This window comes from Rhizobium etli CFN 42, from assembly GCF_000092045.1.
GTDB classification, from domain to species: Bacteria; Pseudomonadota; Alphaproteobacteria; order Rhizobiales; family Rhizobiaceae; genus Rhizobium; species Rhizobium etli.
The window spans coordinates 533,253-547,601 of sequence record NC_007766.1 but is presented as its reverse complement, the minus strand read 5'-3'; the positions used below and the strand labels follow the sequence as shown (position 1 = coordinate 547,601).

Here is a 14,349-nt window from a genome sequence, read left to right as displayed (position 1 = left end):
CGATTGGCCAAATTCGTTGCCGTGAACCTGGCCTTCACCGGCTTACGGTCTTTGTGCGCCGGTCGTGGCAACGTAGACGGAATAGAGTGAGCGCGTTGCGGCTATGAACAGGCGGTTGCGTCCCGGGCCGCCAAAGGTGAGGTTGGCGACGGTCTGAGGGACGCGGATCTTGCCGATCAGCTTGCCTGCCCGATCGAAACAATGCACGCCGTCACCGGCACTCGACCAGAGATTCCCATTGACGTCGGTCCGGATGCCGTCCGGAATGCCGTTGTCGATGTGGCAGAAGACGCGGCCGTTTTTGAGCCTGCTGCCATCGATCACGTCGAAGGCCCGGATGTGACGTGGCAGGCTTTCGTCGTGGCTCGCTGCCGAATCCGCGACGTAGAGGATCGTCTCGTCAGGCGAGAAAGCGAGGCCGTTCGGCTGGATGAAATCCGCGACGACGGCCGCAAGTTTACCGGTCGCCGGATCGAGCCGATAGACGTTGCGCGTCGGCTGCTCGGGCTCGGCCTGATAGCCCTCATAATTCGACATGATGCCGTACGTCGGATCGGTGAACCAGACCGTGCCGTCCGATTTCACCACCACGTCGTTCGGCGAATTGAGCCGCGCGCCTTCGAAACGGTCGGCGAGCACGGTGATCGAGCCGTCGGTCTCGGTGCGCGTGACCCGGCGCCCGCCATGTTCGCAGGAGACGAGCCGGCCCTGGCGGTCGCGCGTGTGGCCGTTGGTGAAGTTGGATGGCTGCCGGTAGATGGAGACGCCGCCCTCGGGCGTCCATCGCAGCATGCGCTGATTGGGGATGTCGCTCCACAGAAGCTGGTTGGCATCGTTGAACCAGACAGGACCCTCCGCCCAGCGGCAGCCTGAATAGAGTTCGTCGAGACCGGCGCTGGTGACGATCAACTGGCGGAAGCGCGGGTCGTGGATTTCGTAGATGCTGGCCTCGGCCATGATGGTCTTCCTGATTATCGCATGCCGGTCCGGCGACCGCCGGCGAGCATGATCACGCTGATGATGATGAGGCCGGTCATGATGAGGCGGATGCCCGCGCCGAACCCATAGGTGTTGAGCATGGAGACGACCAGGAACATGAAGAGCGACGCGCCCCAGATGCCCGGCACGTTGGAATCGCCGCCGGCCACCGCCGTGCCGCCGATCACGACGACGGCGATCGAGGTCAGCAGATATTCCGAGCCCATATTGAGTGCTGCGCCGCCGGAGAAGCAGGCGAGCAGGTAGCCCGCGACGGATGCAAGCACGGCGCAGAAGAGGTAGGTGACGAAGCGCGTGCCGTCGACCGGAATGCCGGCCATGCGTGAGGCGGGCATGCTCTGGCCGATCGCCGAGATCCAGCGCCCGTAGATCGTCTTATGGAGCATGAACCAGGCGAAAAGCGAGATGAGGAGCGCGACGATCGCCACGTTCGGCACGCCGAGCGTGTTCGAGGTGGTGAATTCTGCAAGCATGCTCGGCGGCTTGATGCGCAAGCCGCGGTTCGTCCAAATCGCCGCGGACTGCACGATGAAGCTGACGGAAAGCGTGGCGATGATCGGCGGAATGCGCAGCGCCTTGATCAGGGCATAGTTGCCGAGGCCGACGACGACGCCGATGAGGATGGCGACAAGAAGCCCTGGCAGGATCAAGCCGTTTTCGACATTCATCAGCTTCAGCGCGACCGTGCCGGCAAGTGTCATGGTGGCGGGAACCGACAGATCGATATTGCCGGGACCGAGCGTGATGACGAACATCTGGCCGATGCCGACGATGACCGAGAAGGCGGCGAAGGTGAGTGCCGCCTGCGACAGGCCGAGCGTACTGGCGCCAAGGGTCACCATGATCGTCAGGAACCAGACGATGAAAGCGGCAAGCCATGACCAGATCCAGGGTTTGCCGAAAAGGCTGAGAAGGGGAGTCATCGGCGGCGTTTCTCCCGTTTCTCCAGGCGGTTCAGCATGAGGCGAAGCGCGAGCACGATGATCAGGATCGCGCCCTGGGCTCCGATCTGCCAGTCGGGCGAGATGCGCAGGAAGGACAGGAACGAGCCGGCAAGCGTCAGCGTCAGCGCGCCGATGACGGCGCCGACAGGGGAGACGCGGCCGCCGATGAACTCACCGCCGCCGAGGATCACGCCGGCAATCGACAGCAGCGTATAACGCAGCGCGATATTGGCATCGGCAGATGTCGTGAGGCCGACGAGAGCGATGCCGGCTAGCACGGCAAAGAAGCCCGCCAGACCGTAGGCGGTGGCGCGAGCGGCGACGATCGACCAGCCGGCCCGCTCGACCGAACGCTGGTTGCCGCCGATGCCGCGGATCAGTACGCCGAGCGAGGAGCGCATGACGAGAAGATGGGCGATGGCGGCGATGATGATGCTGGCGACGATCGCCATCGGCGCCAGCGGCGGCTTGACGGTCATCAGGGAGCGCACCCAATCCGGCGCCTGCCCGCCCGGCGCCGGCAACAATAGTACGGCAAGGCCGCCCCAGACGAAGCTCATGCCGAGAGTGACGACGATGGACGGCAGGTCGCGCATGTAGATGATGACACCGAGGCCTGCATAGGCTGCGATCGCTCCCGCAAGGATCAGGACGCCGATCACCGGGTCATCGCGCAGAAAGGTTGCGCTCACGCAGGCGACGAAGCTGACGAAGGTTCCCATCGACAGATCGAGATCGTTCACCGCCATGACGAGCATCTGGGCGATCGTCGCAAGCGCAATCGGCACGGCCAGATTGAACAGCAGGTTGAGGCCGACATAGCTCATGGCGCGCGGCTGCAGCCAAAAGACGGCGGCGAGCAGCAGGGTCAGCGACAAAGCGGGAATGGCAAGACGCATGGCGTCGGACGAGAGCCGGGCCGTCATGCGGCGACCCCTTCGAAGGAGGCGGCGATGATATTCGTCTCGTTCACGGCGTCACCGGCGAGTTCGGCAGTGATTCTGCCTTCGCGAAACACGTAGACGCGGTCGCAGAGGCGAACCTCGTCCATTTCAGTCGAATACCAGATAAAGGTTCGGCCGCGCGAGGCTTCGTCGCGGATGATGGCGTACACCTCCTGCTTGGTCCCGACGTCGACGCCGCGCATCGGATCGTCCATCAGGACGACGGGCGCGCGCGTGGCAAGGGCGCGCGCGAAGAGCACTTTCTGCTGGTTGCCGCCGGAAAGCGACAATATGCGATTTGCCATGTCGGGTGTGCGGATCTCGATCCGCCGCTGCCAGTCAGCGCCCTTGCTCTCCTCTTTATCAGCCAGAATGAGGCCGCGCCGCGACAGGTCACCGAGCGAGGCGACGGAAAAGTTGCGCAAGATGCTCCAGAGTTCGAAAACGCCGTTAAGGCGGCGGTCGCCGGCGACGAAGGTGACGAGCGGGTCGCGCTCGGGCAGCCAGTTGCGGGATTGGGCGGCATGCAGGGCGAGCAGCAGCTCGGTCTGCCCGTGGCCGGCGAGACCCGCTAATCCGATGATCTCACCCTTGCGCGCCGAAAAGGGACGGCCCGCCGTCTGATGGGAGAGAATGAGCGTAGCGGTGGATTGCTCGCGCGCCGGGCGCTGGCCCGTCTCCTCCTTCGCAACGGTGCCCATGGCCTCGACCAGACGATGATGATCGAAGCCGCTTGCCGGACGTTCGGCAACGACGCGGCCGTCCTTCATGACGACGATGCGGTCCGAAGTTTCGAGGATCTCGTGCAGGATGTGCGAGATGAAGATGACGGAGCCGCCGGCCGCGACGAAGCGGCGGACATGGTCGAGCATCTGGCGGGCGAGGCTCGCATCGAGCGACGAGGTCGGTTCGTCGAGGATCACCAGCCGCGGTGCAATGCCGGCGTCGGAAAAGGCCATCGCGATCTCGACCATCTGTCGCTCGGCGATCGAAAGGTCTCCCACTGCCCGGCCGCTGTCGATGTTGTGGCCGGGGAAGACCGCATCGAGGCTCTTTTCGATGATCCTTGCGGCGCGCCTGCGCCAGCCGAAGCCGCCGAGATCGCGGTGCATGATGCGCGTGTTCTCGACGATGGAGAGGTTGGGGCAGAGCGAAAGCTCCTGGAAGACGCAGCGCACGCCGCGAGCGCGTGCCGCATTGATGCCGTAACGCTCCAGCCGCTCGCCATCGCTCGCCACACTTCCTTCATGGGGCGTGAGGCCGCCATTGATGACGTTGACGATGCTGGACTTGCCGGCCCCATTGTGCCCGACCAGCCCGACGCATTCGCCCGGCATGACGCGGAGCGTGACGCCGTCGAGTGCCCTGACCGCGCCGAAGCTTACCTTGGCGCCATCGACGGCGATCACCGCCTTCAAAACCTCATCCATGCTGCCCCGCCATGCCTGCTCGCAAAGAATGCCGCGCGGCCATTTACGGTCGCGCGGCAGTCGCCGGGAGATTTACTTTGCCTGCTCGATGACCTTGATTGCATCAGCCTGCGTGTATTCCACGTTGGCGACGCCGCCGGCCTGGGTATTGGCGAGGTTCGTTTCAAGATTGTCCTGGTCGATGCGCAGGAAGGGCACCACGAGGTCCTTCTTGACCTGCTTGCCGTCAAGGATCTGCTGGGCGACCCAGAAGGCGAGCGTGGAGACGCCGGGCGCGATTGAGACGGACATAGTCTCGTAGCCCTTCGCGTCCTTCTGCTCCTTCCACCACTTCAGCTCATCTTCGCGGTTGCCCATGATGATGATCGGCATCTTGCGGTCGGTCGCGGCGATCGCCTGCGCGGCGCCATAGCCGTCGCCACCCTGCGTCACCACTCCGACGATGTCGGGCAGACTCGGCAGGATGCCCGCGACCGCCTTCTGCGCCACGTCCTGCGCCCAGTCGCCATGCACGGAGCCGACCACCTTGAACTGCGGGAACTGCTTGACGCCCTCATGGATGCCGGCCGAGATCTCGTCATCGACGAAGACACCGGCAAGGCCGCGGATCTCGAGCAGATTGCCGCCCTGCGGGAGTTTCTTCGATAGATACTCGACCTCGCTGCGGCCCATTTCCTTGAAATTGACGGCGATACGCCAGGCGCAGGGTTCGGTCACGATGCCGTCGAAGGAAACGACTGTAATGCCGGCGTCGCAGGCTTCCTTGACGGCGCCGTTCAGCGCCGTCGGCGAGGCGGCGTTCAGCACGATCGCGTCATAGCCCTGCAGGATCATGTTCTGGATCTGCGCCGCCTGTTCTGTCGCCTGGTTTTCGGCGGTGGTGAAAGGGTCGGCGGCGGCAACGACGCCAGCCTTCACGGCCTCGCTCGTCACCTTGCCCCAGCTCGTCAGCATGGCCTGGCGCCAGGAGTTTCCGGCGTAGTTGTTGGAAAGGGCGATCTTCTTGGCCGACGTGTCGGCAAAGGCGGAAACGGGCATGGCGGCGCAAGCAATAGCGGCCGATGCCAGAAGCATCTTACGGATTGTCATCTCTTCCTCCCTCATGATCGCGCCGGTCGGCGGATCGCTTCACTCCTGCCGGCTCAAGCGGGCCCCGAGTGAAAATTGTTCTTGCACTGAGCTTCCTCCTCTCAGTAAGGGCAGGATGCGGGAGATCGGCCGGGCTGTACAGGGGCAAGGCGGCAACTTGTTTGCGGGTTTTGCGCAACAAGCTGCGGGTTTACGCAAGACGGCGGCCCGTCCGCGGGCGCTTACTGGGAAGCGATCACGGCGGGTTGAGGAGCCTGTCGTGACGGGGAGGAACTGACAATGCTGCATCTCGCACCGGCAGCCCTGTTCGATCACTATCTCGGCATATCCCGGCTGCTCGCGGGCCAGCTCGACTTTCGCTCGGCCATCCGGTCGGTGGCTGCCGAGGTCGCTCACATCATTCCGCACGACCATCTCGATGTCTGCGTGCTGCTCGAAGGCGGCAACTATCACACGGCCTATGAGACGGGCATCGAGACCGCCTGGGGCGAGATTGCCGGTGCGCCCGTTATCAACAGCCCCATCCGCTCGCTCCTGCGGGGTGAGGTCGACTTTCTGCTCTCGGACGACGCCATGAAAGATCCGCGCTTCCACTTCGAGGGGGCGTTCAAGCGGCCGATCGTAGAACAATCGCTGAGGAGCCGGCTGCATGTGCCGATGAAGGTGCAAGGCACGATCATCGCAGCGCTTTCCTGTTCGTCTCACAGGGCGGGCGTCTATACGATGGAAGACGTCGAGCGCGCCCGCATCATCGCCGATCTGCTGACGCCCTATTTCTTCGCGCTGCAGGCGGCCGAGCAGGCGCAGCGCTCAGCGATCGTCGAGGCCGAAGCCCGCGCCCGCGAAGAGGGGCTGCGGCAAGGTGCGCTGAAGCTGACCGAAGCCCTGGAGCAGGAGCGTCAGCGGATCGGCATGGACCTTCATGACCAGACGCTTGCCGACCTGACGCGGCTCGCCCGGCGGATCGACCGGTTGTCGCGCAACGGCGAGGTGACGCCCGAGGCGCTCGAACCTGTTTCGCGGTCCCTGCAGCATTGCATGCAGGATCTGCGGCAGATCATCGAGCAAGCAAAACCCTCCGTGCTCCAGCTCTTCGGCCTCGCACAGGCGATCGAGCATCATCTCGACCGATCGACCCGCGACACCGGATCGGGCATCGAATGGGGCCTTGTCGACGAGACGAACGGCGCGCTGGAAAGGCTGGAACCGACCGTCAGCGTCGCCTTGTTCCGAATCGCGCAGGAGGCGATCAACAATGCCGTGCGCCATGCCGCCCCGCTGGCGATCATGGTGCGGCTCGAAGCCGACGACGAACAGCTGTCGATCGAAATCTCCGACGACGGGACCGGCCTTGCCAAGACACGGGGGCGGATCGGCGGCGGCATCGACAATATGAAGACCCGCGCACGGCTGATCTCGGCGCGCTTTACGATCGGCCCCGGCCATAATAGTCGCGGGACCGCGGTGCGCGTCATGCTGCCGCTTGGCGGCCCGGCGGGCGAGCCAGACTGAGGAGAAAGGCACGATGAAAGTTTTGATCGTCGAGGACGACCCGCTGCACCGGTCCTATCTGCACGAGGCTGTCAACGCTGCCCTGCCGGAATGCGACACGGTGATCGAGGCGGAGAACGGAACCGCCGGCGAGAAGCTCGCCCGCGACCACAAGTCGGCGCACATCGTCATGGACCTGCAGATGGCAAGTCGCAACGGCATCGAGGCGGCGCGGACGATCTGGAAGGAGCGGCCGGAGACCCGTATCCTGTTCTGGTCGAATTATTCGGATGAGGCTTATGTGCGCGGGGTCTCGCGCATCGTGCCGGATGGGGCCGCCTATGGCTATGTGCTGAAATCCGCTTCCGACGAGCGACTGAAGCTTGCGCTGCGCTCGATCTTCATCGAGAGCCAGTGCGTCATCGACCGCGAGGTGCGTGGTCTGCAGCAGAAGAGCCTCGGCCAGACCAACGGCTTCACCGATTCCGAATACGAGATCCTCGTTGACATAGCCCTCGGCCTGACCGACCGGGCCATCGCCAAACGCCGGAGCCTGTCGTTGCGCAGCGTGCAGAACCGCCTGCAGCAGCTCTACGACAAGCTCGACGTCTATCAGACGGCAGGCGACGACCACGAGGACGGCCGCTTCAATCTCCGCGCCCGCGCCGTCACGATTGCTTTCTTGCGTAAACTTCTGAATTACAGCGCTCTGGAACGCGCTGAGGCGGAGCTGCAGGAATGGCTTGATGGAAAGTAATTTGCCGACCGCTGTCGGAACCTTCAGGTGATCCTTGGCATTGAGGCGAGTTGGTGCTTTTCTATCTCGAGCGGCTCGTCATGACCGGGTGTCCAAGCTCCAGCGACCATTCTTCGGCTCCATCCAAGGCATCTTTATCTCACCGCAAGCGGCTTGTTCAGCCCGGCCTACGTGCAGCAGGCGGTCGATGCCGCAGATCGACACTCGTTCTCCGGATTGGAAGCGTGTGACCAGAGGCGGCGGCGAAGATCTCACGACAGCCGTATTCGGACGCCCGAACGAAGGATCGGCGTCATAAACTTTTCTTTTGGGGCGCAGCCGTTTCAGGGCTCCTGCTTGACGCTGGATACACTCGACATCAAAATCGCGGTTTCGAAGGTGAGCCGGCTGTACCGCTTTCACATCGTTGCTCGCCTCAAAGGATTGGTCGCGCGGATTGGCCGGGCACCGACCGGCACCGCTGGTCGCAAGCTTTCGAGGCAACGCAGTGAATAAAATGTTACCAGCAGCCGATTCTTCTCGCGACAGCCCACCCCAGCGCTGGAAGTTGCCGTTACTGAGCAACCGCCGCTCGTTACGTCGGCCAGCGCTGTTTCTACTTGCCCTGCTTGTTGCAACCAGCGCCGTTTCTTACCTTGACATCCGTCAATCCGCAGGTCCGACCGAGGACTTTGAAAATCGAGCGTTCAACAAGGCTGCCCCTTCCTCACGCCCAGCCGTTCGCTCTGATCCAGCTGCTTCTTCTCCTCGTCCGACAATATCCATATCGCGGCATCTGATGGAGCTCCCAAAGCTCGACTTGGCAAGTCAGTTTCTGCGGATGTGGCTGGTCTCAGGCGCCAATATTTGCGGCGCTCTTCGAGAGGCCGGCATAGAGGTGAGTGAATGGAAGGCCGCATCGATGCGCAATCGCGACTATGAATGTTATTTTCAGCGCATCTACGAACGGGACGAGGTGCGGCCGCTCAGCTCGACCTTCCTGAGGGTTCGTGGAGATAAGACGGGTAATGTTGTTGAGATCCGGGCCAAGATCGTAGGGCCAGAGATCGATGCTGAGGGGCTTCTCGCCCCGGATGTGCTGCGCATTTTCGAGATCGTCGTGAAACAGGCGTGCTGGCGCGATTTTGAAGATGCGCTTGCGTCGATCCGAAGCCTTCGCCACGTCGAAACCGATCGATTCGGCTCTTATCTCAGCTTCACGCGTGAAGCCGGCAGCGAAAACAGCTTTAATTTTGCTCTTGGCCTCAAGGCGGCTCCAGGTTCACAGGCAAGGACCCGTGCGTATTTTTCGGCAGACCGCTGGCTGGCCACGGCGAATCCGCGCACCCCTCAAACGTCCTCCGCATCGACCGGATCGGCGCATTCAGATCAGCCAATGGCACTCAATATCGGAGCAAGTGCCGGTTCCGATCCAAGACCAAGCCGGAACTGCGGCTGAGCATCAAAGCTCCCAGCGTTGTGAGTATGGAAAGTGTACCCACTTCGGGTATGGCGCGACAGCGGATCAGCGCGACAGGCTGGCTGCCGATCGAAAAGCGTCGGCTCGTGCGGCACAATTCCCGACGACGAAATCCACGAAAGCGCGGACTTTCGGCGAAAGCTGGCGATTGGATGGCCAGACCAGCGAGAGCGAGCCAAAGGGCACCATGAAGGAGGTGAGGACGGGGATCAGAGTTCCGGCCCGCATGGCTGGCTGCGCGACATAGACGGGCAGATGGGCGAGACCCAAACCACCCTGTGCTGCCCGCAGCCCTGCATCCGTATTGTTGAACGTCAGGCTTCTCGGCAGAAGCAGCCGCTCGTACGGCGCGCGGAGGGCCCAGGGCGCGACGCGGCCGCTGGATGGATATTTGAAGCGAATGCAGGCGTGCCTGGAGAGATCGTCAGGCGTCTCCGGTTGTCCATGGCGCTCGAAATAATCTGGACTGCCGCAGACGACGAAATGTTGATCGCCGAGATGGCGGGCGATCAGCCGCGCATCGGCCAGTTCGCCACTGCGCACCACGACATCCAGACCTTCCGCAACGAGGTCTATGACCCTGTCTTCGAAATCCACATCCAGCTCGATTTCCGGGAAGCGCTCGGCAAAGGCCGGCAGCATCGGCATCAGCAGATGGTGTCCGACGATGTGCGGAACGCTGACGCGCAGGCGGCCCCTTGGGCGTTCCCGGCTTTGCAGGACGGTTGCCTCCGCGTCCTGCATATCGTCGATGATGCGCTTGTAGCGCTCGTAAAGGACAGCCCCTTCCTCGGTCAGGCTGATGCTGCGGGTCGTGCGGTTGAAGAGCCGCACACGGAGCCGGCGTTCAAGACGCGCCACTGCCTTGCCGATCGCGGATGGCGAAACGCCGGCAATGCGCGCGGCTGCGACATAACTCTGCTGTTCGGCCGCATGAACGAAGGCGAAGAGGCTCGCGAGACTATCCATGGCAAGATCTTATTGGAGACATTTTGTCCTTTATGTATGTCCATACCCGGTGATTGATCAACATTGCATAACAAATATCCTTTGTTAGGCAGCCGGAACGGATGGGCTGCCGGGAACAAGGAGTGGATGCATGCGGGACTACACGAAAGAATTGCCGGAGCACACAGCAAGATATATTGGCAAGAGCGACCTGTTCCTGGAAATCTTTCCTGGGAACAATCGTTCGGATGAGGCAGATCGGCCGCCTCTGCTTTTCATCCATGGCGCCTTCACCGGCAGCTGGATGTGGAGCAAGTACATTCCGCATTTCATGGCGGCCGGATGGAACTCCTACTGCATCAATCTGCGAGGTCACTACAAAAGCAGATCAGTGGATTTCACGAAGGTCGAATTCGAGGACTATCTGGAAGACATTCGTGAGGCGATTTCCGCAATCGCCGGGGAATGTGCCGTCGCTCCTGTCGTGATCGGTTTCAGCATGGGTGGAATCCTCAGTCAGAAACTGGCGGAAAGCGTGGAGATCGCCGGGCTGGTGTTGATCGACTCCAGCATCTCCAGGCAGGTGCATGAGGAGGCGCCCTACCATGATCTTGTGTCTGAGATACCTGGCGTCGTTATTCCCGCGCCGGTGCGTGACGAGCAATCCAGCCCCGACGAAACGCCCGACGATATCGCCTTCCAGCGGAAGTACCTGTCCATGGAATCTGCCAGAGCCTTCGGTGCCTTTTCCTTCCATTTCGGAGCCGAGGGGATTTCCATCGACGGCGGCAAGATCAGCTGCCCCAGCCTGGTCATCTCAGCTGTCAACGACGCCGCCGCCGACCGGCGAGGGCAGGCGATGGCACGGCACATCGGCGGCGAGTATTTTTGTCTCTGGGGCACGACGCATACAGGCTTGCTGGTCGGGCAAAGATACCACGAAGCCGTCAGCCGCATCATGATCTGGCTCGCGCGCTTCGATGAAGAGAGAGTTCAGCCCTCCAAGCCGAGGCTCGCCAGCAGGCGGCCGACATAGGCTTCCAGGCCGCCGATCATGTCGAAGCGATCGGGATCGCGCAGCCACAGCATCTGCAGGCCGTCCATCACCGCGATCAGTTCGGCTGCCATCGTTTTGCTGTCGATCCTCTTGTCGATCGAGCCATCGGCGATCGCCCGCTCGAAGGTCGCGGCGATATCATTCTGCATCTCCGTGGTGCGAGCGAGAAACCACGCCTTGGCGGGATGGTCCTTCATCAGGCTCTCGGCATTCAGAATGGCGAAGGCTCGGATGACCTCGATCATTCCGGCGTTGTGGCGGAAGATTTCGACCATGCCCTTCAGCAGGCCACTGACATCGGAGCGATAGTGCCCGATAAAATTGGCGCTATCGAGATCGCGCTTGGCGAGGGTGGCGAGCAGCAGATCGACCTTGGTCGGGAAATAGTGCAGCAGGCCGGGCAGCGACAGGCCGACATCCCGGGCGACATCGCCGATTGCGGCATTCTGATAGCCGTCCTCGGCAAAGCGCCGCATCGCCGCCGCTAGGATTTCCGCGCGGCGCTCTTCTCCCTTGCGGGAACGGCGCCGTCGTTTCTCTTGCTGTTCCACCTTCTGTTCTGCCATCGTTTCTCCGGTCGGCTCTTTTAACGGCGATGCGCCGATCCGCAATGCTCTGGCCGATATCTCCTCTGCTTCTTTCTTACATCAGGTCCGTCAGCTTGACATCTTAAAAATACCGAGTAATCGGTAGGTTTAACAGGCGCGATGCTGGCAGTCTTTGAACGGGAGGTTTGCATGATCGATTCCATTCTCGACAGGATGACGCTCGAAGAACAGGTCTCCTTGCTGTCAGGTGCCGATTTCTGGACGACTGTCCCGGTCGAGCGTCTCGGCGTGCCGAAGATCAAGGTGACGGACGGTCCGAACGGCGCCCGCGGCGCGGGCTCGCTTGTCGCCGGCGTCAAGGCGACCTGCTTTCCCGTCGCCATCGCGCTCGGTGCCAGCTGGAATCCCGATCTCGTCAAGCAGATGGGGGTTGCCCTTGCGCGCCAGGCAAAGAGCAAGGGAGCGGCCGTGCTGCTCGCGCCAACAGTCAATATCCATCGATCAGGCCTCAACGGCCGCAATTTCGAATGCTATTCCGAAGATCCGATGCTGACGTCAGGACTCGCCGTCGCCTATATCGAAGGCGTGCAGGGTGAGGGGATCGCGGCGACCATAAAACACTTCGCCGGCAATGAATCCGAGATCGAGCGGCAGACCATGTCGTCCGATATCGACGAGCGGACGTTGCGCGAAATCTATCTGCCGCCCTTCGAGCAGGCGGTGCGCCGCGCCGGCGTCATGGCGGTCATGTCATCCTATAATCGCCTCAACGGCACCTATACGAGTGAGCATCACTGGCTGCTGACCAAGGTGCTGCGCGAGGAATGGGGCTTCGACGGCATCGTCATGTCCGACTGGTTCGGCTCGCATTCGACAGCAGAGACGATCAATGCCGGCCTCGATCTCGAAATGCCCGGCCCGGCGCGCGACCGCGGCGACAAGCTGGTTGCGGCAGTGCGCGAGGGCAAGGTGGACGCGGCAACGGTGCGCGCTTCGGCCCGGCGCATGCTCTTGCTGCTCGAACGCGTCGGCGCATTCAAGAGCAAGCCCGATCTCACCGAACGGGCGATCGACCTGCCAGAGGATCGAGCGCTGATCCGGCGGCTTGGCGCCGAAGGCGCGGTGCTTCTCAAGAATGATGGCATCCTGCCGCTTGCCAAGACCTCACTCGACCGGATTGCCGTCATCGGACCGAATGCTGCCACCGCCCGCGTCATGGGCGGCGGCAGCGCGCAGATCGCGGCGCATTATACGGTGAGCCCTCTCGAAGGCATTCGCGCCGCCCTTTCCAATGCCAACAGCATCAGTCACGCGGTCGGCTGCCGCCATAACCGGCTGATCGACGTGTTCAAGGGAAAGATCACCGTCGAATATTTCAAGGGGCGCGGCTGCAACGGCGATCCGCTTCATGTCGATACCGTCGACAAGGGCGAATTCTTCTGGTTCGAGCTGCCGTCGGACGAACTCGACCCCGCCGATTTCTCAGCTCGAATGGTGATGCAGTATGCACCGGAGGAGAGCGGCGAACATGTCTTCGGCATGACCAATGCCGGGCTGGCGCGGCTCTTTGTCGATGGCAGGCTCATGGTCGACGGCCATGAGGGCTGGACGCGCGGCGCGAATTATTTCGGCACCGCCAATGACGAACAGCGCGGCGCGGCGACGCTCGACGCGGGCCGTTCCTACGAGCTCACCGTCGAATATGAACCGTCCATGGCGAGCGAAGAGGGGATCAACCTCATCGCCGTCCGTTTCGGCGTCGAAAAGCCGCTCGGCGAGGCCGATATCGCGGCCGCCGTCGAAACGGCCCGCAATGCCGATGTGGCACTGCTCTTCGTCGGCCGCGATGGCGAGTGGGACACGGAAGGGCTTGATCTGCCCGATATGCGGCTGCCGGGCCTGCAGGAAGAACTGATCGAGAAGGTCGCCGCCGCCAACGCCAACACCGTGATCGTTCTGCAGACCGGCGGCCCCATTGAGATGCCTTGGCTCGGCAATGTCCGCGCCGTGCTGCAAATGTGGTATCCCGGTCAGGAACTCGGCAATGCGGTCGCCGACGTGTTGTTCGGCGATGCCGGGCCCGGCGGGCGCCTGCCGCAGACCTTTCCAAAGGCTCTGACCGACAATTCCGCCATCACGGGCGATCCTGCCGTCTATCCCGGCAAGGACGGGCATGTGCACTATGCCGAGGGGGTCTTCGTCGGCTACCGCCATCACGACATCAGCGCCGTCGAGCCGCTTTTCCCCTTCGGCTTCGGCCTCGGCTATACGAGTTTCCGCTGGGGCGAGCCGCGGCTTTCGGTGCGTGAAATGGGACCGGACGGCATAAGCGTCAGCCTCGAGGTGACCAATACAGGCGACCGCCCCGGCTCGGAACTGGTTCAGCTCTATGTGCGCTCGCCGAAGGCGAAAGTGGCACGGCCGGACAAGGAACTGCGCGCCTTTGCAAAGCTCTTGCTGCAACCCGGCGAAACCGGCACGGCCGTCATGAAGATCCTGCCGCGCGATCTGGCCTATTTTGATATCGAAGCCGGGTCCTTCCGGGCCGAGCCGGGCGGTTATCAGTTGCTTCTGGCGGCCAACGCCGCGGACATAAGATCCGTGATCGACCTGCCGTTGCCAGCCGGCTACATGCAGCCGCCGTCGACTGCATGACTCATATCGAAACGGTCACGCGCCATCG

The 14,349-nt window shown here is 62.5% G+C and carries 12 protein-coding genes; 5 read left to right on the top strand and 7 right to left on the bottom strand.

What is annotated here, in order from left to right; all coding sequences use genetic code 11:
* Nucleotides 1-42: 42 nt before the first annotated feature.
* The 5 genes from RHE_RS28940 to RHE_RS28920 form a co-directional block, all read right to left on the bottom strand.
* Nucleotides 43-957: an SMP-30/gluconolactonase/LRE family protein gene (locus RHE_RS28940; RefSeq protein WP_011428790.1), complete on the bottom strand. Its 915-nt coding sequence runs from the start codon at nt 955-957 to the stop codon at nt 43-45.
* Between the two features lie 14 nt (nt 958-971).
* Nucleotides 972-1,922, bottom strand: coding sequence for an ABC transporter permease (locus RHE_RS28935; protein ID WP_011428789.1), 951 nt, complete (start codon nt 1,920-1,922; stop codon nt 972-974).
* Nucleotides 1,919-2,869, bottom strand: coding sequence for an ABC transporter permease (locus RHE_RS28930; RefSeq protein WP_011428788.1), 951 nt, complete (start codon nt 2,867-2,869; stop codon nt 1,919-1,921). Before RHE_RS28930 ends, RHE_RS28935 begins: the two co-directional genes overlap by 4 nt.
* Nucleotides 2,866-4,317 (bottom strand): sugar ABC transporter ATP-binding protein, encoded by a 1,452-nt coding sequence (locus tag RHE_RS28925; RefSeq protein ID WP_011428787.1) that lies wholly within the window; start codon nt 4,315-4,317, stop codon nt 2,866-2,868. Before RHE_RS28925 ends, RHE_RS28930 begins: the two co-directional genes overlap by 4 nt.
* Before the next feature lie 72 nt (nt 4,318-4,389).
* Nucleotides 4,390-5,406, bottom strand: a complete 1,017-nt coding sequence (locus tag RHE_RS28920) for an ABC transporter substrate-binding protein (protein ID WP_011428786.1) — start codon at nt 5,404-5,406, stop codon at nt 4,390-4,392.
* A gap of 279 nt (nt 5,407-5,685) precedes the next feature.
* Here RHE_RS28920 and RHE_RS28915 point away from each other — a divergent pair, with 279 nt between their 5' ends.
* The 3 genes from RHE_RS28915 (at nt 5,686) to RHE_RS28905 (ending at nt 9,092) form a co-directional block, all read left to right on the top strand.
* A complete protein-coding gene (locus RHE_RS28915; RefSeq protein ID WP_011428785.1) occupies nt 5,686-6,918 on the top strand; it encodes a GAF domain-containing sensor histidine kinase in 1,233 nt (410 codons plus the stop codon).
* A gap of 13 nt (nt 6,919-6,931) precedes the next feature.
* A complete protein-coding gene (locus RHE_RS28910) occupies nt 6,932-7,654 on the top strand; it encodes a response regulator transcription factor (RefSeq protein WP_011428784.1) in 723 nt (240 codons plus the stop codon).
* 496 nt (nt 7,655-8,150) lie between these two features.
* Nucleotides 8,151-9,092, top strand: coding sequence for a DUF6030 family protein (locus RHE_RS28905; RefSeq protein ID WP_011428782.1), 942 nt, complete (start codon nt 8,151-8,153; stop codon nt 9,090-9,092).
* Nucleotides 9,093-9,158: 66 nt separating this feature from the next.
* Here the strand turns inward: RHE_RS28905 and RHE_RS28900 are convergent, their stop codons facing one another.
* Nucleotides 9,159-10,082, bottom strand: coding sequence for a LysR family transcriptional regulator (locus RHE_RS28900; RefSeq protein WP_011428781.1), 924 nt, complete (start codon nt 10,080-10,082; stop codon nt 9,159-9,161).
* 130 nt (nt 10,083-10,212) lie between these two features.
* Between RHE_RS28900 and RHE_RS28895 the strand changes: the two genes are divergently transcribed.
* Nucleotides 10,213-11,097 carry an alpha/beta hydrolase gene (locus RHE_RS28895; RefSeq protein ID WP_011428780.1) on the top strand — a complete coding sequence of 295 codons (885 nt, stop codon included), beginning with the start codon at nt 10,213-10,215 and terminating at the stop codon, nt 11,095-11,097.
* On the opposite strand, the gene RHE_RS28890 is transcribed toward RHE_RS28895, so the two are convergent.
* On the bottom strand, nt 11,055-11,684 hold the full coding sequence (locus RHE_RS28890) for a TetR/AcrR family transcriptional regulator (RefSeq protein ID WP_042120018.1): 630 nt from the start codon (nt 11,682-11,684) through the stop codon (nt 11,055-11,057). The genes RHE_RS28895 and RHE_RS28890 overlap by 43 nt on opposite strands.
* A gap of 171 nt (nt 11,685-11,855) precedes the next feature.
* Here RHE_RS28890 and RHE_RS28885 point away from each other — a divergent pair, with 171 nt between their 5' ends.
* Nucleotides 11,856-14,321, top strand: a complete 2,466-nt coding sequence (locus RHE_RS28885) for a glycoside hydrolase family 3 C-terminal domain-containing protein (RefSeq protein ID WP_011428778.1) — start codon at nt 11,856-11,858, stop codon at nt 14,319-14,321.
* The last annotated feature ends 28 nt before the right edge of the window (nt 14,322-14,349 follow it).